This window comes from Pseudomonas sp. FGI182 (genome assembly GCF_000511325.1).
Lineage (GTDB): Bacteria > Pseudomonadota > Gammaproteobacteria > Pseudomonadales > Pseudomonadaceae > Aquipseudomonas > Aquipseudomonas putida_Z.
Genome location: NZ_CP007012.1, coordinates 2813108 through 2833889, shown reverse-complemented (window position 1 = coordinate 2833889; position 20782 = coordinate 2813108). Strand labels below are relative to the sequence as shown.

Annotated in this window: 14 protein-coding genes and 1 riboswitch; of the genes, 8 read left to right on the top strand and 6 right to left on the bottom strand. The window is 65.2% G+C overall.

The window, feature by feature from the left end; genetic code table 11:
• Positions 1–142: 142 nt before the first annotated feature.
• The 3 genes from codA to C163_RS12430 form a co-directional block, all read right to left on the bottom strand.
• Positions 143–1384, bottom strand: coding sequence for a cytosine deaminase (gene codA, locus C163_RS12440; RefSeq protein ID WP_025339064.1), 1242 nt, complete (start codon positions 1382–1384; stop codon positions 143–145).
• A gap of 223 nt (positions 1385–1607) precedes the next feature.
• On the bottom strand, positions 1608–2270 hold the full coding sequence (gene tenA, locus C163_RS12435) for a thiaminase II (RefSeq protein ID WP_025339063.1): 663 nt from the start codon (positions 2268–2270) through the stop codon (positions 1608–1610).
• Positions 2267–2914 (bottom strand): TenA family protein, encoded by a 648-nt coding sequence (locus C163_RS12430; RefSeq protein WP_025339062.1) that lies wholly within the window; start codon positions 2912–2914, stop codon positions 2267–2269. Before C163_RS12430 ends, tenA begins: the two co-directional genes overlap by 4 nt.
• Before the next feature lie 79 nt (positions 2915–2993).
• A riboswitch (TPP riboswitch) is annotated at positions 2994–3108 on the bottom strand.
• A gap of 242 nt (positions 3109–3350) precedes the next feature.
• On the opposite strand from C163_RS12430, the gene C163_RS12425 reads away from it, so the two are divergent.
• The 4 genes from C163_RS12425 to C163_RS12410 all read left to right on the top strand — a co-directional run bounded on the left by C163_RS12425 (position 3351) and on the right by C163_RS12410 (position 11448).
• Positions 3351–6743, top strand: coding sequence for an Ig-like domain-containing protein (locus C163_RS12425; protein WP_025339061.1), 3393 nt, complete (start codon positions 3351–3353; stop codon positions 6741–6743).
• Between the two features lie 123 nt (positions 6744–6866).
• Positions 6867–7850 (top strand): SCO family protein, encoded by a 984-nt coding sequence (locus tag C163_RS12420; RefSeq protein ID WP_025339060.1) that lies wholly within the window; start codon positions 6867–6869, stop codon positions 7848–7850.
• A gap of 81 nt (positions 7851–7931) precedes the next feature.
• Positions 7932–10256, top strand: coding sequence for a bifunctional diguanylate cyclase/phosphodiesterase (locus C163_RS12415; RefSeq protein WP_025339059.1), 2325 nt, complete (start codon positions 7932–7934; stop codon positions 10254–10256).
• Between the two features lie 241 nt (positions 10257–10497).
• Positions 10498–11448, top strand: coding sequence for a site-specific integrase (locus C163_RS12410; protein ID WP_025339058.1), 951 nt, complete (start codon positions 10498–10500; stop codon positions 11446–11448).
• Here the strand turns inward: C163_RS12410 and C163_RS12405 are convergent.
• Positions 11438–12355, bottom strand: coding sequence for an SMP-30/gluconolactonase/LRE family protein (locus tag C163_RS12405; protein WP_256220409.1), 918 nt, complete (start codon positions 12353–12355; stop codon positions 11438–11440). The two genes, C163_RS12410 and C163_RS12405, sit on opposite strands and share 11 nt — an antisense overlap.
• Before the next feature lie 206 nt (positions 12356–12561).
• Between C163_RS12405 and C163_RS12400 the strand changes: the two genes are divergently transcribed.
• Positions 12562–13503, top strand: coding sequence for a LysR substrate-binding domain-containing protein (locus C163_RS12400; protein WP_025339056.1), 942 nt, complete (start codon positions 12562–12564; stop codon positions 13501–13503).
• 302 nt (positions 13504–13805) lie between these two features.
• Here C163_RS12400 and C163_RS12395 read toward each other — a convergent pair whose 3' ends face one another.
• A complete protein-coding gene (locus C163_RS12395; RefSeq protein WP_025339055.1) occupies positions 13806–14966 on the bottom strand; it encodes a glycerate kinase in 1161 nt (386 codons plus the stop codon).
• Between the two features lie 224 nt (positions 14967–15190).
• Complete coding sequence (locus C163_RS12390; protein ID WP_025339054.1) at positions 15191–16288, bottom strand: sugar diacid recognition domain-containing protein; 1098 nt, start codon at positions 16286–16288, stop codon at positions 15191–15193.
• A 163-nt stretch (positions 16289–16451) separates the two neighbouring features.
• On the opposite strand from C163_RS12390, the gene C163_RS12385 reads away from it, so the two are divergent.
• The 3 genes from C163_RS12385 (at position 16452) to C163_RS12375 (ending at position 20581) form a co-directional block, all read left to right on the top strand.
• Positions 16452–17780: an MFS transporter gene (locus C163_RS12385; protein WP_025339053.1), complete on the top strand. Its 1329-nt coding sequence runs from the start codon at positions 16452–16454 to the stop codon at positions 17778–17780.
• A gap of 198 nt (positions 17781–17978) precedes the next feature.
• Positions 17979–19499, top strand: coding sequence for an FAD-dependent oxidoreductase (locus C163_RS12380; protein ID WP_025339052.1), 1521 nt, complete (start codon positions 17979–17981; stop codon positions 19497–19499).
• 71 nt (positions 19500–19570) lie between these two features.
• Positions 19571–20581, top strand: coding sequence for an aldo/keto reductase (locus tag C163_RS12375; protein WP_025339051.1), 1011 nt, complete (start codon positions 19571–19573; stop codon positions 20579–20581).
• Positions 20582–20782: the final 201 nt, after the last annotated feature.

Below are 20782 nucleotides of genomic sequence, written 5' to 3'. Positions count from 1 at the left end.
TCCTATGGTGGAATAATCACGGCTTATCGCATGTGAGTGGTTCATGAGGGCCGTGCAAGGGAATAAAACAGTACGCCAGACAGCAAAACGCCCCGCTCGGCTTCAAGCCGGCGGGGCGCTGCAAAAGCTGACGCAGGGAGCGTCAGGTGTAGTGTTCAACCCTGGCAGGCGTTCTACGCATCAGCACCTTGCCGTAGCGTACCGACACCAGCGCATGCCCCTGGCTGCGCACCATTTCGTAATCGTCCGGCGCCGACAGCAGCAACAGGTTCGCCGGCCGCCCCACTTCGATGCCGTAGCGCTCGCCCAGGTTCAGGGTGCGGGCGCTGTTGTCGGTGATCAGGTCCAGGCAGCGCTGCAGGTCTTCGTAGCCAAGCATGTGGCAGATGTGCAGGCCGGCCTCGAGAATACGCAGGATGTTGCCATTGCCCAGCGGGTACCAAGGGTCGACGATGGAATCCTGGCCAAAGCACACGTTCATCCCGGCCCGGTCGAGCTCGGCCACGCGGGTGACGCCGCGGCGTTTGGGGTAGTTGTCGAAACGCCCTTGCAGGTGAATGCTCTCGGTCGGGCAGGACACGAAATTGATACCCGACTGCTTTAGCAGGCGGAACAGCTTGTAGCAGTAGGCATTGTCGTACGAGCCCATGGCCACGGTATGGCTGGCTGTCACCCGGGCGCCCATGCCGCGCACCCGCGCCTCTTCGGCCAGTACTTCGAGAAAGCGCGACTGCGGGTCGTCGGTCTCGTCGCAATGCACATCCACCAGGCAGCCGGTACGCTCGGCCAGGTCCATCAGGAACTTGACCGACGATACGCCCTGGTCGCGGGTGTTCTCGAAATGCGGGATGCCGCCAACCACGTCGGCACCGATGGCCACCGCTTCGGCCATCAGCGCCCGGCCATTGGCATAAGACTCGATACCCTCCTGGGGGAAGGCGACGATCTGCAGGTCGAGCAGGTGGCGCACTTCGTCACGCACTTCGACCATGGCCTTCAGCGCGGTCAGAGTGGGGTCGGTGACATCGACATGGGTACGTACATGCTGGATGCCATGGTCCACCAGCATGCCGATGGTCTTTTTCGCGCGGTTCTTGATGTCGTCGTGGGTGGTGATCGCCTTGCGCTCGGCCCAGCGCTCGATGCCTTCGAACAGGGTGCCGCTCATGTTCCAGCGCGGCTCGCCGGCTGTGAGCGTGGCGTCCAGGTGGATGTGCGGTTCGATGAAGGGCGCCACCACCAGGTTCTGCCCGGCATCCAGGTCATCGGCAGCGCGCGTCGCCACCCCTTCGGCCTGGGGCACGATGGCGGCGATGCGTTCGCCGCTGAGCTCGATGCGGAACAGGCCGGGCTTGCCGCGCAGGCGTGCGTTGATGATGTTCATGATGCTTCTCCCTGGGCTTTGCGGGTGGCCCTACCAGCATAGTGGCCGAAATCTCATCTGCCCGGTTAGCGCGGACCTTTGTAGGAGCGGCCTTGTGTCGCGAAAGGGCTGCGAAGCAGCCCCAGCAATTTGTGCATCTGCGCTGAAATCCTGGGGCTGCTTCGCAGCCCTTTCGCGACACAAGGCCGCTCCTACAAGAGTCCGCGCAGGGTCATGCAGTGCGCTATTGGCTAGCCAAGCCCATCTGCCAGAAGTCCGCCTCCAGGCTGGACGCCTGGCCGAAAATCCCCACCAGCTCGGCAAACCGTTGCTCGGTCATGCTCCGCGCTGCCAGCTCGTCCAGATGCTTGCGCGCCGCGGTGGCGACACCCTGGTAGCCTTCACCGGCATACTCGGCGATCCACTCGCGGTACGGGTGATTGCTCAGATCGCCAATGCGCTCGGACAGCGCCCGGCCAATCTCGGCGTAGCCGATCACGCAAGGCGCCAAGGCCACATGCAACTCCAGCAGGTCACCCGCGGCACCGCAGTCCAGCACATAGCGGGTATAGGCAACCGTGGCCTGGTGTTCTGGCGCGGCTTCGATATCCGCCTGGGTCAGGCCCCAGCGTGCGCACAGGCGCAAGTGCAACTCGGTTTCATCCAGAATCGCCGCCAACCCGGCCTGCGCGGCGCGGATGTCGGCCGGGCGTCGGCTCTTGTAGGCGGCCAGCGCCCAGGCGCGGGCGAACTGGATGAGGAACAGGTAATCCTGTACCAGATAGGTGCGGAAGGCGGCTTCGCTCAGCGTACCCTCGCCCATCTGGCGCACGAACTCGTGGTCGACGTAGCTGTTCCATTGCGGCGTGGCAGCAGCCTTGAGGCGGTCGAAGATATCCATGCTCATTTGTCCTCCGGGTAGACGGCATCGAAGAAGGCCAGCTCCAGCGCCACGGTGCGCTGGTAGAAGTCAGCCGCCAGCGCGGCTTCCTGCGGGCCGACGCGGTCGAGTTCGGCTTGCAGGAAGGCAACGAAGTCCTGGAATGCCGGGTTGTCGTGCAGGGTGATCCATTCGGCGTGGACGAAGTTGTCCGGCATCGGCTTTGGCGCCTTCAGCGCCCAGTCCAGGTACAGGCCTTCGGCGACGTTGAGCACCGCCAGCGCGGCCACATAGGACCGGGTGGCCGCCGCTTCGCGCATGATCGCCTTGAAGCCTGCGGTTGGCACGGTGTCGGCCGGTTCGCTGCGTTGCGCGGGGCTTACCCTCAGGGCCTCGAAGGCGCGCAGGAAGTAGGTGTTCTCGTCACTGGAGATCATCCCGGCAAAGCGGCCGAAGCGCAGGCGCGCCTCGAAGGTGTCGGCGGTGGCGATGGCCGCGCCCAGCAGGGTCAGGAAGCTGTCGAGGAAGCGGTGGTCCTGCACCAGGTAGTCGACCATGATCGGGTCCGGCAGGCTGCCATCGCACAATTGGGTGACGAAGCGGTGGCCAACGGCCGCCGACCAGGTCGGCTCGCTGCGGCGGCGCAGGGACTGGCTGAAGCGTTCGGTCATGTTGCTGTCCTTGATGGGGGGTGACAGCGAGACCGCGATGGTTGGCATGGACGGGCCTCGCAGTGAGGCCGGCAAAAAGGCAGGTTTCAAGTCCCATCCCTTCGCCGGCATGATCCGGATCAGGTTCGAAGGGTCACCGCGCTGCAGCATCCAGCGGTTTCTCAGCCCGATGCCGGGCCCCCCCTTGGTGGCGCTCAGGTATACCCCAGGGCGCTGCTGCTGTCACCACCCAATCTGTGGGCAATGGGTGACCCACTAGTGGGGCCCCTCACCCATTTTTGACGCAATGGCATTTAGCGCACATCAGGCGCCACAAGGATTTGTTTAGAAACACATTCCTCGTATTTGGTTGGCACACCCGTTGCTCTAGCCCCAGAAACGGGCAAAAAGCCATTGATGGCCGCAGGCCATTATGTCGAGAGCGAGGCACAAGGCAATGAAAACACCTGCCGTGATCCACCCTGCCAGGCATGCATTCCAGCTGTCCACCCTCACCACGCTGATGCTCGGCCTCGGGCTGGTCACGGCTATCGCCGCTCCCCTCGACGACAACAGCATGCCACCGCCGACCGACCCTTCGGCCTATACCGACCAGCCGGAAGATCCAACCCAGGCCTTGCTGGACCTTTACAGCATGCCAGAGGCCAATCGAGGCGCACTCGAGTTGACCGATGGCGTGTACGGTGACCGCGACACAGTACGCGCCAACAACGTGCTGCCGCCGGCCCTGCAAACCGGAGAAAAATACCCCACCAACGGCAAGCCCAGCCCTTTGTTCGGGGCGCTGCCGTTTACCCAGCAGTTACTGCTGTTCGAGGAATTCGGCACGGAAAAACTCGACCCCACGTTGCCGCCGCCGCCCCTGACCTTCCCGGTGCCCACCTTGGGCGCAGCACCGGCGCAGGACCCTAATGTGGTGGCCCGCAGCGGCCCTAGCGGCACGGCCCTGGAAGCCTTCCTCAAACAGCCGGGCCTGTACCCGTTCCCGACCCAGTATTCCAACGTGCTGGACCGCAACCCGTGGAAGGCGCAGATCGAGATGTTCCTCAACCGCCAACCGGTCGGTTCGCCGGCGGAAGGCCGGCCACCAGGAAAAGGCTGGTCGCACCAGCGCTGGAACGAGTTCTACCCGCAGGCGGGGTTCAAGACCGCCCAGGCCGGTGCGCGCATCAACCTCGGCCTGCGTGACCGCAAGCAACTGCACAACTATGCGGTCGGCGAGTTCGCCCCGGGTGGCCTGTACTACCAGACCTCCGACATCCCCAACACGCTGGGCACCACCAAGGGCATCGACACCCGCTTCCACCCAAAAATGCCGCTGCAGAACCACAAGTCACTGTGGACCTTCGACGGCACCTTCCCGCCCAAGCTGCTGATGGTGCGCTATGGCCAGCCGATCCTGATGCGCCATTACAACGCCCTGCCGATCGACCCTGCAGCCAACAACGGCTTTGGTCTGCACACCCTCTCCACCCACGAGCACAACGGCCATTCGCCGGCCGAGAGCGACGGCTATGCCAATGCCTACTTCTTCCCCGGCCAGTATTACGACTACCGTTGGCCGTTGCAGCTGGCCGGCTACGACACCATCAACACCCGCGCCCAGGACCCGCGTGCGGCGTTCCCCTGCTCACCGGGTGAAACCCTGTTCGTCAATGACGCCTCGCCAGGCCTGAAAACCTGCCAGAACGGCAGCATCAAGATCCGTGGTGACTGGCGCGAAACCATGAGCACCCACTGGTTCCACGACCACATGCTGGATTTCACGGCGCAGAACGTCTACAAAGGCAATGCCGTGATGATGAACTACTACAGCGCCCTGGACCGCGGCAATGAGGCGCTGCAGGATGGCGTCAACCTGCGCTTCCCCAGCGGTTCGGGCATGCCGTGGGGCAACCGCGACTACGACGTAAACCTGGTGATCGCCGACAAGGCCTGGGATGCCAACGGCCAGCTGTGGTTCAACCCGTTCAACACCGACGGCTTCCTCGGCGACCAGATCCTGGTCAACTGGCAGTACCGGCCCACGCTCAAGGTACGCGCGCGCAACTACCGCTTCCGTATCCTCAACGGCTCGGTGTCGCGCTACTTCAAGTTCGCCGTGGTGCGCGAAATTGCCGGTACCAGTGGCGAATTCAAAGGCCCCACCGGCTCCAACCTGTCGTATGCGCGAGTGCCGTTCCACATGATCGCCAACGACGGCAACATCATGGAACACACCGTGCCGTTCGACGGCACCATGGACCTCAATGGTGACGGCAACCTGCAGGACAACAACGGCGTTCTGCCGCTGCAGGGCATCGCCGAGCGCTACGACATCATCATCAACTTCGCCAAGAACGGCATCAAGGTCGGCGACAAGCTGTACTTCGTCAACCTCGAGGAGCACCAGAGCGGCAAGGGCCCGGAAGGCGCCATCGCGCTGGGCGATGTGTTGTCGGAAAAGTACAAGCCAGTGATCAAGCAGACCAGCAAAGGCCCACGCTGGGAAAACGGCGACCCGGGGATCGGCAAGTTCCTGCAGCTTGTGGTACAGCCCTACAGCGGCCAGGACCTGAGCATGAACCCGGCAGCCTATGAACCGGCCAAACCGGGCAAGGCCGCAGGCATGAAGATGCTGCCGCTGCCGATCGACCGCAACTCTGCCACCGACCAGGCCAAACTCCAGGCTGCCCGCCACCGCGAGTTCATCTTCGGTCGTTCCGACGGCACCGACACCCAGCCCTGGACCATCAAGACCGATGGCGGCTTTGGCTACAGCATGGACCCACGGCGCATCAGCGCGGCGCCACAGCTGGCCCAGCAGTCCACCGATGCCGGCTTCAGCGGCGACGGCACCCTGGAAGTGTGGAAGATCATCAACGGCGGCAATGGCTGGAGCCACCCGGTGCATGTGCACTTCGAGGAAGGTGTGGTGCTCAGCCGCGACGGCAAGGCACCCCCAGAATGGGAAAAATGGGCGCGCAAGGACGTGTATCGCATCGGGCCGGACATCGATTCTTCGGAAGAAGTGGAAGTGGCGATCCGCTTCCGCGAGTTTGCCGGTACCTACATGGAACACTGCCACAACACCCAGCATGAAGACTCGTCGATGCTGCTGCGCTGGGACCTGGAGCACCCAGGCCAGTTCCAGGTGATGCCGACCCCGCTGCCAGGCTGGGATGGCGTGGAGTACGTCGCTTCGGTTGGCCTGCCGACCTTCCGCACCAAAGACCATGACGACGACGACGCGGCCAACAAACCGCCAGTCGCGGCCAACGACAGCGCGGCTACCACGGCCGGCAAGCCGATCACCCTGAACGTGCTGGCCAACGATACCGACCCGGAAGGCAACCTGCCGCTGACCGTCGTCGGCCTCAGCCAGCCGGACTCCGGCCAAGGCAATACCAGCACCGATGGCACCAAGGTGACCTACACCCCGCCGGCCACTGTCACCACGCCGTTCACCGCCAGCTTCAACTACTCGGCGCGTGACGCCAAGGGCGCCGAATCGGTAGCACCGGCCACGGTCAGCATCGCGGTAGGCTCGGCAGCGGTGGTCGACCAGATCCAGGTCACCAGTGCCACGGTACAGGTGCTCAGCAGCAACCGTTTCACCTGGGAAATTGCTGGCACTACCACGGTGGCCACGGGCAACAGCATCACGGTGACCGCGGCCACTACCGGCGGCCCGGTGAACCTGGGCACCGCCACGATGACCGCCACGGGCAGCGGTGCCAGCTGGCGGTTGGTGGCAACCACCTCCGGCTACGGCCCGGCCACGCCGGCGACTGTGACCGTGAAGTCGGCGCTGGGGCAGAGCGTGACCGCGCCAGTCAGATACAAGTGAGGGTAAAGCGGGGGCCGCCATGCGGCCCATCGCCGGCAAGCCATGTGCAGTCCCTGTGGGAGCTGGCTTGCCGGCGATGGGCTGCATGGCAGCCCCGATCCCGTTATCGACGAGGACCGCATCATGTCCGGCTCATGGCGTTTCCTGCTGGTGCTCTCGCTGTTCGCCGCCAGCATCCCGTTCTGGCCGTTGCAACCACAGCAACCCGTGGCCGAGGAAGCTGCAACGCCCTGGGGTGCCGACTACTTCCCCAACATCCCGCTGCTCACCCAGGACGGTGAAAAGGTGCATTTCTTCGACGACCTGATCAAGGACAAGGTGGTCGCCATCAACTTCATCTTCACCGGCTGTTCCGATTCCTGCCCGGTAGAAACCGCCCGCCTGCGCCAGGTACAGAAAATCCTCGGTGACCGGGTCGGCAAGGACATCTTCCTCTACTCCATCAGCATCGACCCCTACAACGACACCCCCGCCACCCTAAAGCGCTACGCCGAAAAGTTCGGTATCGGCCCCGGCTGGACGCTGCTCACCGGCGAGCCAGCCGATATCGAACAATTGCGCCGCAGCCTGGGCCTGTACATCGATGGCCTGGAAAACGGCCGCTCCAAAGACCACAACCTCAGCCTGATCATCGGCAACCAGGCCACCGGCCGCTGGATGAAAGCCTCGCCCTTCGAAAGCCCGTACATCCTCGCCGACCGCCTGGGCAACAGCCTGCACAACTGGAAACAGGCCAGCGCCATGGCCAACGACTACGCGCAGGCTCCCGAGGTGCGCGCCCCCAGCAGTGGCGAGCAGCTGTTCCGTACCCGTTGCTCGTCCTGCCACACCCTGGGCAACGCCGAACCAGGGCAGCCCGGCATCGGCCCCGACCTGCTGGGCGTGACCCGCCAGCGTGATGCCAACTGGCTGACCCGCTGGCTGAAAGAGCCCGACCAGATGCTGGCCCAGAAAGACCCCTTGGCCATGCTGCTGTACGAACAGTACAACCGCGTGGCCATGCCCAACATGCGCCTGGGCGATGTCGAAGTCAGCGCGCTGATGAGCTACATGGAGGAAGAAACCGCGCGCCTGCAGACGCCGCTGGCCGATAAGGGAAATCCTTAAAGGCAATTAGCCATCAGTCATTAGGCTGTCATCTTACTGTCGTATTTTTCGACCATCACCCAGGGTCGGGAACTATCAGCAGTGATTCGCCGTTCGCTTTCATCCGCCAGCCTTCTGCGGCTGCTGATCCTGATGCTCTGTGCAGCCACCCTGGCCTTTCTCTGGGGGCTGCACGTTTCGCAGAAGGCCGCCGCCCGCCAGGACGCGCTGTCGGCCAAGGCCGCCGAGCACCTGAACCTGGCCAGTATCGTCGGCGAAAGCCTGCGCCAGCTGGTGGATCGTGCCCAGGCCGTGGGCCGGGTCACCCAGGACGACATGAAGGTGCTGCGCCAGGGCAGCGCCAGCCTGGCGCGAATGCTTGCCGAAGACCCGGTCTTCAAGCGCATGAGCCTGTACGACCGGCAAGGCCGGCTGTTGTCGGCCAGCCATGCCGACGAAGCCGCCGAACTGCCCGAAGACTGGCTGCGCCAGCTGCAACGGCACGTTGCCCGCTACGGTTTCAAACCGTTCCTGCCCAGCGTGCAGCCCCCCGGCCAACCGGCCACCCTGCCCAACTGGCGGCTGCCGTTCCTGCTGCCTCTGACCAACCTGCCCGGCCGCGAAATCGACAATATCCTGGTGGTGCAGCTGGACATCGGCTACCTGGCGGTGCTGCTACAGCACATCGACCTGGGCAGCAGCGGGCTGGTGCGCCTGCTGCAGGATGATGGCCTGGAGCGGTTGCGCATCGATAGCAGCGGCGTGGTGGTGGCCGGCGACGCCCTGCTGCCCGGGCTGCCGGACAGCGGCAGTGAAGCAGGCATGCTGACCCAGTACGCGGCCGGCGACCCGTACCAGAGCCTGTACCGGCGCGTGCCCGAGCGGGGTTTCAGCGTGGTGGTCAGCCAGCGCCAGGACGAAATCCTCGCGCCTTCGACGCTGGCCTATTCCCGGCAGTTCTGGCTGAACCTGAGCATGACCCTGATGATCCTCGCCAGCCTGCTGTGGACCTTGCGCCTGTTGCGCAAGCGCCAGGAGGCCTTCAGCGCGCTGGAACAGGCCCAGCAGGTCAACCAGCAGTTGATCGGCCGCCTTGAGGACGAACACCGGCGCAGCAGCCACGCCGCGGCCACCGACCACCTCAGCGGCCTGCACAACCGGCGCCAGTTCGTCGAGGTGGCCAGCCAGGCGCTGACCCGGCAACGCGGCAAGCGCCGGCTGATGGCGATCCTGTTCATCGACATGGACCGTTTCAAGTCGATCAACGACTCGCTCGGGCACAAGATCGGCGACCTGCTGCTGCAGGCCGTGGCCGGGCGTATCCAGCGTCTGCTGGAGCCAGGCGACGAGGCTTCGCGCTTTGGTGGCGACGAGTTCGTGGTGCTGCTGGCCGGCGAGCGCAGCGAGGAACAGATCAATGCCTGGGTCCGCGTACTGGTGCAGAAGCTGTCGGCCACCTACGCGCTGGACGGCCAGGAGGTCAACACCAGCCCCAGCGTGGGCGTGAGCATCTGCCCGCGCGATGGCCAGGACATCGACAGCCTGATCCGCAGTGCTGATGCCGCGATGTATTCGGCCAAGCAGGCCGGGCGAGCCCAGTACCGTTTCTTCGACCCGTCGCTGAACCTGGCCGACATCCACGCCTTCACCCTCGAACAGGCCTTCGGCAGTGCCCTGGCCGAGCGCCAGTTCGTGCTGCACTACCAGCCACAGATCCGCCTCGACACCCAGCAGGTGCTGGGCTACGAAGCGCTGGTGCGCTGGGACCACCCCGAGTTCGGCCTGCTGTATCCGGACCGGTTCATTGACCTTGCCGAGCGCAGCGGCTTCATTGTCGAACTGGGCTGGGAAGTGCTGCGCCTGGCCTGCGAGGCCTTGTCGGGTTGGCACGCCCAGGGCCGGGAGACGCGGCTGGCGGTCAATGTATCCGCCCTGCAGCTACGCCAGGCGGACTTCGCTGCACGGCTATTGAGCAAACTGCAGCAGTACGCCATCGCCCCGCAGCGGCTGGAGCTGGAAATCACCGAAACCACCATCCTCGACCCCGAAGGCACGGCGGTGGCGCACCTGCACACCCTGCGCGACGCTGGCCTGGGCATCAGCCTGGACGATTTCGGTCGCGGCTACGCCGGCTTCGCCCACCTGCACTCGCTGCCGCTGAGCAAACTGAAGATCGACCGCTCGCTGATTGCGCCGCTGTCCAACAGCCACGACGACAGCCCGATCGTGTCGTCCACCATCATCCTTGCCAAACGCCTGGGCCTGGAAGTGGTGGCCGAAGGCGTGGAAACCCGCGAACAAGTGGTGTGCCTGAAGCTTGCCGGCTGCGATATCGCCCAGGGCTACCACTTCAGCCGGCCGCTGTCACCGGCGCAGTTGCGTGACTACCCGCTCTTCAACGGTGTCGAGGACAAGGCCTGCGTGTAACGCAAGCCCTGGCGAATCCGCCGGAATGAACCGATCATGCCTGACGCGCCACGCCTGTAGGAGCGGCCTTGTGTCGCGATCGGGCCGCAAAGCGGCCCCTCTGATTTCAGCGTTTACGCGAATACTGCTGGGGCCGCTTCGCGGCCCGATCGCGACACAAGGCCGCTCCTACAGGGGCCGGGCATGTATTACCAACCCATTTCGGTTTATCGTGTGCCCATCATCTACTCGCACCCGCACCATGACCGACATCGAGCGCTACCTCCGCGCCGCCACCCGTGACAACACCCGGCGCAGCTACCAAGCCGCCATCGAGCATTTCGAAACCCACTGGGGCGGTTTTCTGCCGGCCACGGCCGAGAGCATCGCCCGCTACCTGGCCGACCACGCCGACCAGCATGCCGTCAGCACCCTGCGCCAGCGCCTGGCGGCGCTCAGCCAATGGCACGTCGCCCAAGGTTTTCCCGACCCGACCAAGGCGCCGCTGGTGCGCCAGGTGCTACGCGGCATCCGCACCTTGCACCCGACGCCGCCCAGGCAGGCCGCGCCGCTGTTGCTGCAGCACCTGCAAAGCGCAGTGGAATGTTTCGAAGAAGAAGCCCGCCTGGCCCGGGAACAACATGACCTGGCCACCCTGCGCCGGGCGCGTCGCGATGCTGCGCTGCTGTTGCTGGGCTTCTGGCGCGGTTTTCGGGGTGATGAACTGGCACGCCTGCGCGTGGAGCACATCCAGGCCGAGGCCGGTGTCGGCATCACCCTGTTCCTGCCGCGCAGCAAGGGCGACCGCGAGGCCCTGGGCGTACAACACCGCACCCCGGCCCTCAAGGCCTTGTGCCCGGTCACGGCCTACCTGCAATGGCTGGAAGTCGCCGGCATCGCCCATGGGCCAGTGTTCCGCAAGCTCGACCGCTGGGGCAACCTCGGCGACACCGCGCTCAACAGCAACAGCCTGGTCGGCCTGCTGCGGCGCATGCTGGAACGCGCCGGGGTACCGGCGGCGCTGTATACCGGCCACTCGCTGCGCCGTGGCTTCGCCACCTGGGCCACGGCCAACGGTTGGGAGTTGAAGGCGCTGATGAGCTATGTGGGCTGGAAAGACGCCAAGTCGGCGTTGCGCTACATCGACGCGGCACAGCGCTTTGGCGAACTGGCCGTGCTACCGGCCAGCCAGGCGCAAAAGCTCATTCCTTGAAGGTGTGCCGGGCGATGCCGCCGATTTCCGGACTGATGGCATACAGGTCGCCAGCGTCGGGGTAATGGTGCAGGTCTTCGGCACTCATGCCGAAGCGCGCGGTACTGATGAACAAGGTGTTCATCCCCGCCCCGCCAAAGCAGCAACTGGTGGGGCACGGCACTGGCATCAGCACCTGGTCGGTCAGGTGGCCATGGCGGTCATAGCGCAGCAGGCAACTGCCATGGTACTGGCATACCCACAGGCCGCCTTCGCGGTCCAGCGCAAGGCCGTCCGGGCGCCCCAGTTCGGCAGGGGTTTCGGCAAACAGGGTGACTGCACCAAGCCGACCTTCGGCCAGGTACCTGGCGCGGTAGATCGAGCGCGCCGCCGAATCTACGAAGTACACCGTGTGGCCATCCTGCGACCAGGCCAGGCCGGTGGGCAACGCCATGTCGTCGTGGATCACCTGGTCGCTCAACTGCCCGTCAAAGCGGAACAGCGCCCCGGTGTTGCCACTCAGGGCATCGTCCATCAGCCCGGTTACGAAGCGGCCCTGCGGGTCGCAGGCGCCGTCGTTGAAACGGTAGGTCGACCGCGGGTGAACCGACACCGAATGCCGGCGTACCTTGCGCAGCGGCACGTCGAAGATGGCCACGCTGGCATCCTCGGTGAAAATCAGGTTGCCCTGGTCGGTCAACGCCAACGCGCCGATGCGTGCCGCAGATTCGTACAGGCATTCGGCTTCGCCATCGGTTGTCAGGCGGTTGATCCGCCCGCCAGAGATATCGACGAAGTACAACGCGCCGCTGCATTCATCCCAGACCAGGCTTTCGCCCAGGTCGGCGCGGGTGTTGGCGACGTTGACTGGCACATGGCTGCATGCCTTGAGGCGGTTACGCAGTTCGTCCACCTCCGCCAGCGTCATGGAACAGGCCAGTCCCAGGCCCTGTGCGGCATCGGTGAATACCGCAACGTTGTCGTGGAAAGGCTCTGTGACGGGCATTTGCTGGCTACCTTCGATTCTCCTTTCTACGATAACAACAAAAAAATCAATGACTTAATATTAAAAGCATGTAACTTTGATATCTCATGGATATCACCGCCGGTTCACCGGGCCCGAAGGACCGCAGGATGATCGAAACACGTTTGCTTCGGCAGTTCGTCGCCGTGGCCGAAGAGCTGCACTTCCACAAGGCCGCCGCTCGCCTGCACATGGCGCAACCACCGCTGAGCCAGGCGATTGGTCGCCTCGAGGACAAGCTCGGTTTCAGCCTGTTCCTGCGCAACAAGCGCGGGGTGCGGCTGACTGCAGCGGGCACGGCCTTCCTCGACACCGCCTACCGCACGCTGGCCGAGCTGGAACAGGGCATCGAGTATGCGCGCGATGTGTCCGCCGGCATCTGCGGCAAGCTGGACATCACAGCCATTTCCATCGCTTATTACGAGTCGCTGCTCACGACCTTGCGCCGCTTTCGCGAGGCGTACCCGAGCGTGCAGCTGACCATCCGCGAGATGCCATCGGCCTCGCAGGCCAAGGCCCTGCTGGCCGGTGAGGCGGATATCGGCTTCATGCGCAGGTTGCCGTTGCCGGCTGGCACCCTAGAGTCACGGTTGCTGCTCGACGAGCAAATCGTCATGGCCCTGCCCGCCCGCCACGCCAAAGCACAGGAAGGGGCGGTAGACCTGCGCGATTTCGCTGATGAGGATTTCGTCTTCACCCCGCAAGCCCTGGGCAGCGGCTACCACGCGCAGTTGACGGCGCTGTGCGAGGCGGCGGGTTTCTACCCCAGGGTGGTGCAGGAAGCGGCACAGGTCCACACCCTGCTCGGCCTGGTGGCCTGTGGTTTTGGCGTGGCCCTGGTGCCGGCCTCGTTCATCGGCTCCATACCGCGCGAGCGCGTGCAGTTCCGAGCAATCCTGCCAATCGACGACCAGCCCACCCCGGGCCTGGGCTTGTACATGAAATGGAACGCGCGGAATGCTTCACCGGCGCTGGCCAACTTCATTGCCATGTTCGAGAACCTGGGCGTCGCTGGTCATCGGGGGGCACTGTCCAGGAACAGCACCACATAACCCCCTCTCATAGAACGGCACATGACTCATTGAATTAGCAGGGGCCCTGTGGGAGCTGCTGGTCACTGTCTTTGGTATGGATACGATCGCGTTCATACCTGTCCTTCTTGTGTCGCCTGTACTGGCCTCTTCGCGGGTAAACCCGCTCCCACAGGATCACCGCAAAGGCTGAATCCGTGCAGTCCCTGTGGGAGCGGCTTTAGCCGCGAACACCGGCGCAGCCGGTGCCATGTACCGCGTTGAATTCTTCGCGGCTAAAGCCGCTCCCACAGGGTACGCGGACCGCTTGCGAATACAGTTCTCTACGCGACAGCACAGCCCAAGGGACTCTGCGTTGCGCAGCGCCACAGCCGCCCGATATCACAAGCCCGCGCCCGCAGCAGCCCAGCCGCATTGGCACATGCCTGCTCCAGGCTCATGGGCCCGCTGGCCAGGGCAAAGGCAGCATCGACACCATGGGCATACAGCTGCTGGTAGCCTTCACCCAAGGTCCCGGCCAACACCACCACCGGCACCCCGTGGCGTTTGGCAACCCGGGCCACGCCCATCGGTGTCTTGCCACGCAAGGTCTGGGCGTCGAAGCGACCTTCGCCGGTCACCACCAGGGCTGCGCCCTGCACCAAAGCATCCAGGCCGGCCAGTTCGGCCACCACTTCCACCCCGGGGCGGAACTGCGCGCCCATGAAAGCACGCGCGGCGAACCCCATGCCGCCGGCAGCGCCACAGCCAGGGTAGTCCCGCACATCCTCACCCAGCAGCTGCGCACAATGGTCGGCAAAATGCCCCAGGGCATGGTCCAGCGCCTGCACCTGCTGTGGGTTGGCGCCCTTCTGCGGGCCGAAGATCGCCGAGGCGCCATTGGCGCCACACAGCGGGTTGTCGACGTCTGCGGCGACTTCGAACTGCACCTCGGCCAGGCGCGGGTCGAGGTCGCTGGCATCGATGCGGGCCAGCTTGGCCAAGGCCAGGCCGCCTTCTTCCAGCGCTTGCCCATCGGCGTCCAGCAGGCGCAGGCCCAGCGCCCGCAACATGCCGCTGCCCGCGTCGTTGGTGGCACTGCCGCCGATGGCCAGCACTACCCGTTGCGCGCCGGCGGCCAGGGCGGCGGCAATCAGCTCGCCGGTGCCCCAGGTGCTGCTGCGGCAGGCATCGCGCTGGCCTGGCGGCACCAGCTGCAGGCCGCTGGCCTGGGCCATTTCGATGATCGCCGTGCGGCTTTGCGGCAGCCAGCCCCAGCCCGCCTCCACGCTTTGCCCCAAGGGCCCGCGCACGGTCTGACGACGCAGTTCGCCGTGGCTGGCGGCGAGAATCGCATCCATGGTGCCTTCGCCACCGTCGGCCATCGGGCACTCGACCAGCTCGGCCTCCGGCCAGGCCTCGCCCAGGCCCGCCGCAATGGCGCGGGCGACACCGGCAGCGTCGAGGCTGTCCTTGAACGAGTCGGGGGCAATGACGATCTTCATGGGTTTTCTCCTGTCCTGATGAGCGGCATGCTGACAGGTGGCTGCCAAGGAGGCCTCGGTCAAATGCACAAAACGCCGGGCGGGTTGTTTGGGCAGATGCCTTCGCGGCTGCCTCCACCTTTGTAGGAGCAGCCTTGTGCTGCGAAGAGGCCGGTACAGGCAACAGATGTGCATTGTCAGTACGGGCCTCTTCGCAGCACAAGGCTGCTCCTACATGTCTCATGTCAATCGGCAGGCAGCAGCTGCAACCCCAGGTAGAGGCTAAGCATCCCTTCCATGCGCAGCGGGTCGACCTCGCCCAGCTCGGCAATCCGCTCCAGGCGGTAGCGCAGGCTGTTGCGGTGGATGCCCAGGGCATCGGCACAGGCCTGGCTCTGGCCGTCATGGGCACACCAGGCGCGCAGGGTGGTGAGCAACTGCCCACTGCTGTCCTTGCTGCGAATACGCTGCAACGGCTCCAGCAATTCATCCAGCGCATCATCGTTGCGATGCCGCCACAGCAATGCCGGTAACCGGTAGCGTTGCAGGCTGAGCAGGCGCTCGCCGGGCAGTACCTCGCGCCCATAGGCCAGCAGGTCGCGCACCCGGCGATAACCCCGGCGCAGTTGCTCCAGGCTTTGCGCGGCACTGCCCAGGGCCAGCCGCTCCACTTCCCAGCCATGGCGCTGCAGGCGTTCCAGCAGGCGAGGTTCGTCCAGCACCACGCCTGCCGGGCGACACCACAACAACGACTGGCGGGCCGGGCTTACGCACCAACTGTCCGGGTAGCGGCTCATCAACCATGCCGCCAGGGTTTCGGCGGCTGGCCCCGAGGCCAGTTCGAACAGGCACGGTACCCGTGGCAACTGGGGTTTCAGGCCCAGTTGCCGAGCTTCGTCGAGCAACCGCGGAGAATCGCCGCTGCCGCCCAGCAGCAGGGCCAGCAAATCGTCACAGCGCTGCCGACGCCATTGCTGGTCGGCCTGCAAATGGCGCTGGGCCAGCAGCATTTCGGCGGTCATGCGAACCAGTTCACCATAGGTACGCACTTGCTGCGGGTCACCGGTCAGGCCGAGTACGCCCATCAATCGGCCATCCAGCATCAGCGGCAGGTTCACCCCGGGCTGCACGCCCTTCAGGCATTTGGCCGCGTCGGTATCCAGCTCGACGATGCGGCCGTTGGCCAGCACCAGTTGCGCGCCCTCGTGGCGGGTGTTGATACGCTCCGGTTCGCCACTGCCAAGGATCAACCCCTGGCTGTCCATGACATTGACGTTGCATGGCAGAATGGCCATCGCGCGGTCAACGATATCCTGCGCCAGGTCATGGTCGAGTTCGAACATTGAACGGTCCTTTGGGTGTCAGGGTTTTGGGCTCGGGCACAGCAGCCCGGTGCAAGTGCTGTGCAAAAGCACAAAGACAGGCACGCCGCAGTCCCCGAGACTCGTCAGGGCGAGCGCCGGAACAGGCGACGCGGCGACAACCATAACAACAGAGAACCCGATCATGGCATACAGCCCCGCCCCTGACCAAGGCACGGACACCAACCGCAACGCGCTGTACCGGCGCATCACCCTGCGGCTGATTCCGTTCATTTTCATCTGCTACCTGTTCAACTACCTGGACCGCGTCAACGTCGGCTTTGCCAAGCTGCAGATGCTCGACGCCCTGAAGTTCAGCGAAACGGTGTACGGCCTTGGCGCCGGCATCTTCTTCATCGGCTATGTGCTCTGCGGCCTGCCGAGCAACCTGGCACTCAACCGCTTCGGCCCGCGGCGCTGGATCGCGCTGATGATGATCGCCTGGGGCAGCCTCTCCACCTGCCTGCTGTTCGTCACCACGCCCACCGAGTTCTACGCCTTGCGCCTGCTGACCGGCGCCGCCGAAGCCGGCTTCTTCCCGGGCGTGGTGCTGTACCTTTCGCGCTGGTTCCCGGCGGCCCGCCGCGGTCGCATCATGGCCCTGTTCATGTCGGCGATCCCGGTTTCGGGCCTGCTCGGCGGGCCGTTCTCCGGCTGGATCCTCCAACACTTCGCCGCCGGCCAGCACGGCCTGGCCGGCTGGCAATGGATGTTCCTGATCCAGGGCCTGCCGACCGTTGCCCTGGGTGTACTGGCGGTGTTCCTGCTCAGTGACGGCTACCAGAAAGCCGCCTGGCTGAGCCCGGCCGAACGTCAGCTGATCGCCACCGACCTGGACGCCGATGCCGCCAGCAAGCCGAGCACCACCGGCGACGGCGTGCTCGCCGTGCTGACCAACCCGCTGATCTGGACCTTCGGCTTTGTCTACTTCTGCATCCAGAGCGGTGTGTACGCGATCAACTTCTGGCTGCCGTCGATCATCAAGAACATGGGCTTCGACAACCCGCTGCTGATCGGCTGGCTCAGCGCCATCCCGTACCTGCTGGCCGGCGTGTTCATGATCCTCTGCGGGCGTTCGGCCGACCTGCGCAACGAGCGCCGCTGGCATCTTGTGGTGCCGATGCTGATGGGCGCCATCGGCCTGCTGATCGCGGTGAACTTCGCCGGCAACCCGACCATTGCCATCCTCGGCCTGTCGATCGCCACCATGGGCGCGCTCACCGGCCTGCCGATGTTCTGGCCGATGCCCACCGCGCTGCTCAGCGCCGGCGCGGCTGTCGCGGGCCTTGCGATCATCAACTCGGTGGGCCAGATGGCCGGTTTCCTCAGCCCTTACCTGGTCGGTTTCATCAAGGACCAGACCGGCTCGACCGATGCCGCGCTGTATTCGCTGGCGGCGTTGATCGTGCTGGGTAGCCTGGTGGCCTTGCGGGTTACCCGGGCTGGTGCGCTGAGTACTGCAAGGGCCAGTTGAACCCGTTCGCGGGCTCGCCCGCTCCCACAGGATCACCACAAGCTCGAACACCGTGGTATCCCTGTGGGAGCGGGCAAGCCCGCGAAGAGGCCAGCCCAGGCCACATAAAATCCCCACCCTCCACCGATCGTCAGCTCAACGCATCCCCTCCCCGACCCAGGCGTCAAATGGTTCCAAAGGTCCCTTTGGAGAACCCCCATGACCCAGCACGCCGTGGCCCGCCTGGCCCAACTCGACGAACACCGCCCCCTGCGCGTCCAGGCCGGCAGCGAGGAGATCATCCTCATCCGCCAGGGCGACCAGGTGCACGCCTACCAGGGCAACTGCCCCCACGAAGGCGCGCCACTCAATGAAGGCGTGGTGTGCGGCGGGCTGCTGGTGTGCCCCTGGCACAAGGCCGCGTTCGCCGTGGACGAGGGCGCGGTCTGCGAGCCGCCGGCCCTGGCCGACCTGCGACGTTACAAAACCTGGGTCAAGGGCGACGAGGTCTGGGTCGATGACCAACCCCTGCCCAGAACCGAGCCGCCCCGCCACAGCGACGCCCGCTGTTTCGTGGTGGTCGGCGCCGGTGCCGCGGGCAGCGCCGCAGTCGCCACCCTGCTGGCCCATGGCTTTGCCGGCCGCCTGGTCTGGGTCGATCAGGAGCGCCAGCCAGCCTACGATCGTACTTCCCTGAGCAAATTCGTGATCGCCGGGCAGATGCCGCCCGATGAGGTGCCGGCCCTGCTCGACGCCGACGCCCTGCGCAAGGGCCAGCTGGAGCGCAAGCATGGCAAGGTGCGCACCCTGAACACCCAGAAACGCCAGATCACCCTGGCCGACGGCCAGCAGATCGACTATGACGCCTGCCTGCTGGCCACCGGCGGCAAGGCGCTGCGGCCCGATATCCCGGGTGTCGACCTGCCCGGGGTATTTACCCTGCGCTCACGGGAGGATGCCGCGCACCTGCTGGACGCTGCCGAGCCCGGCCAGCCGGCAGTGATCGTCGGCGACGGTTTCATCGGCCTTGAGGCCGCCTCGGCCTTGCGCAAGTACGGTGTGCAGGTGCACCTGGTCACCCGCCATGAGGTCCCCCTGGCCCGGCACCTGGGCGAGCGTATCGGCCGTAGCATCCGCGAGTCGCACGAGCGCAAGGGGGTCACCTTCCACGGCCCCACCGAGGTCGAGCGGATCGAGGGCCAGGGCAAGGTCGAGGCCGTGCTGCTGGCCAACGGTGAACGGCTACAGACGCCATTGGTGCTGCTGGGCACCGGGGTCAGACCGGCGACCGCTTTCATCCAGGGGGTGCTGCTGACCGAGGACAAGTCGGTGCAAGTCGACGCTGAAATGCGCGCTGCAGATGGCCTGTGGGCCGCAGGGGATATCGCCACCTTCCCGCTCAGCGGGCGCCCGGTGCGTATCGAACACTGGCGCCTGGCCCAGCAACATGGGGTGATCGCCGCCGCCAACATGCTCGGCGAGCAGCGCCGCTACGCCGACGTACCGTTCTTCTGGACCTACCAGCACGGCCGCACCTACGAAGTACTGGGCCACGCGCGGGACTGGAACCGCATCGAGTTCGTCGGCGAGCCGGAAAAAGGCGACTTCATCGCCTTGCAATGCGTGGATGAACGGGTCGAGGCGGTCATCGCCAAGGGCTATTCCGATGCCATGGCGACGCTATCGCAACGCCTGAAGCGCCCGTTGACCTTGCAGGAGGCCTTGGCGCTGATCGGTTGAGGCTGCCTTTCATTGCGCCCCGGTTGTGTGTAAAACGGGTAGATCAGCCGACTGCACAAGGACCCAAGCGCATGATCTACCGCCCCCTCGGCCACAGTGGCCTGCAGGTTTCCGCCCTTACCCTGGGCAGCATGATGTTCGGCGAGCAGACCAGCACCGAGGACGCCCTGCGCATCATCGACAAGGCCTGGGACCAGGGCATCAACTTCATCGACACCGCAGACGTGTACAACGCCGGGCGCGCGGAGGAAATCGTCGGCGAAGCGGTGGCCCGCCATCGCCAGGACTGGATCGTGGCCAGCAAGGTCGGCTTTGGCCCGGCCGATGGCCTGCCCAACCGCAGCGGGCTGTCGCGCAAGCACATCTTCAATGCCCTGGAGGCCACACTGACGCGCATGGACATGGACTACCTGGACATCTACTACCTGCACCGCGAAGACCACAAGGTGCCGCTGGAAGAAACCGTGCAGGCCATCGGCGACCTGCTGCGCCAAGGCAAGATCCGCTACTGGGGCGTGTCCAACTTCCGCGGCTGGCGCATCGCCGAGGCCTGCCACATTGCCGAGCGACTGGGCGTGCCCAGGCCAGTGGTGAGCCAGCCGCTGTACAACATCGTCAATCGCCAGGCCGAGCCGGAGCAACTCACCGCAGCCGGCGCCCATGGCCTGGGCGTGGTGCCGTTCAGCCCGCTCGCGCGGGGCGTGCTAAGCGGCAAGTATGCGCCGGGGGCGGTGCCGGATGCCGGTAGCCGTGCCGGGCGCCAGGACAAGCGCATCATGGAGGTGGAATGGCGCCAGGAGTCGCTGGCCATTGCCCGGCAGATCCAGGCCTATGTGGAGGCCAAGGGCGTGGGTATCGTCGAGTTCGCGATTGCCTGGGTGCTGAACAACCGGCTGGTCAGTTCGGCGATTGTCGGGCCGCGTACGGAAGAACAGTGGGATACCTATGGCGGCGCGCTGGCGGTGAAGATTACGGCGGAGGATGAGGCGTTCATTGATTCGCTGGTCACGCCGGGGCATGCGTCGACGCCGGGGTTCAATGATGTGGCGCATTATGTGAGTGGGCGGTTGGCCCGTAGCTGATCGTTCTCCTGTTCTGGCCTCTTCGCGGGCACGCCCGCTCCCACAGGATCACCACAGCCTGGGGAATTGTGGGGTCCCTGTGGGAGCGGGCGTGCCCGCGAAGAGGCCAGAACAGGCGGTACAGAAGCATCAGGAACAGCCATTGGGGAGCCCAATGCCGGGCTCCCGGTCCCCCCTTTCCCCAATCACCTCGGTATCGTG

What these genes read in the sequence shown, in the direction of transcription:
- C163_RS12380 (WP_025339052.1), top strand. Translation starts at nt 17,979, where the DNA reads ATGACCCAGCACGCCGTGGCCCGCCTGGCCCAACTCGACGAACACCGC.
- C163_RS12390 (WP_025339054.1), bottom strand. Translation starts at nt 16,288, where the DNA reads ATGTTCGAACTCGACCATGACCTGGCGCAGGATATCGTTGACCGCGCG.
- C163_RS12425 (WP_025339061.1), top strand. Translation starts at nt 3,351, where the DNA reads ATGAAAACACCTGCCGTGATCCACCCTGCCAGGCATGCATTCCAGCTG.
- C163_RS12420 (WP_025339060.1), top strand. Translation starts at nt 6,867, where the DNA reads ATGTCCGGCTCATGGCGTTTCCTGCTGGTGCTCTCGCTGTTCGCCGCC.
- codA (WP_025339064.1), bottom strand. Translation starts at nt 1,384, where the DNA reads ATGAACATCATCAACGCACGCCTGCGCGGCAAGCCCGGCCTGTTCCGC.
- C163_RS12385 (WP_025339053.1), top strand. Translation starts at nt 16,452, where the DNA reads ATGGCATACAGCCCCGCCCCTGACCAAGGCACGGACACCAACCGCAAC.
- C163_RS12400 (WP_025339056.1), top strand. Translation starts at nt 12,562, where the DNA reads ATGATCGAAACACGTTTGCTTCGGCAGTTCGTCGCCGTGGCCGAAGAG.
- C163_RS12405 (WP_256220409.1), bottom strand. Translation starts at nt 12,355, where the DNA reads ATGACGCTGGCGGAGGTGGACGAACTGCGTAACCGCCTCAAGGCATGC.
- C163_RS12395 (WP_025339055.1), bottom strand. Translation starts at nt 14,966, where the DNA reads ATGAAGATCGTCATTGCCCCCGACTCGTTCAAGGACAGCCTCGACGCT.
- C163_RS12375 (WP_025339051.1), top strand. Translation starts at nt 19,571, where the DNA reads ATGATCTACCGCCCCCTCGGCCACAGTGGCCTGCAGGTTTCCGCCCTT.
- C163_RS12430 (WP_025339062.1), bottom strand. Translation starts at nt 2,914, where the DNA reads ATGACCGAACGCTTCAGCCAGTCCCTGCGCCGCCGCAGCGAGCCGACC.
- C163_RS12410 (WP_025339058.1), top strand. Translation starts at nt 10,498, where the DNA reads ATGACCGACATCGAGCGCTACCTCCGCGCCGCCACCCGTGACAACACC.
- tenA (WP_025339063.1), bottom strand. Translation starts at nt 2,270, where the DNA reads ATGAGCATGGATATCTTCGACCGCCTCAAGGCTGCTGCCACGCCGCAA.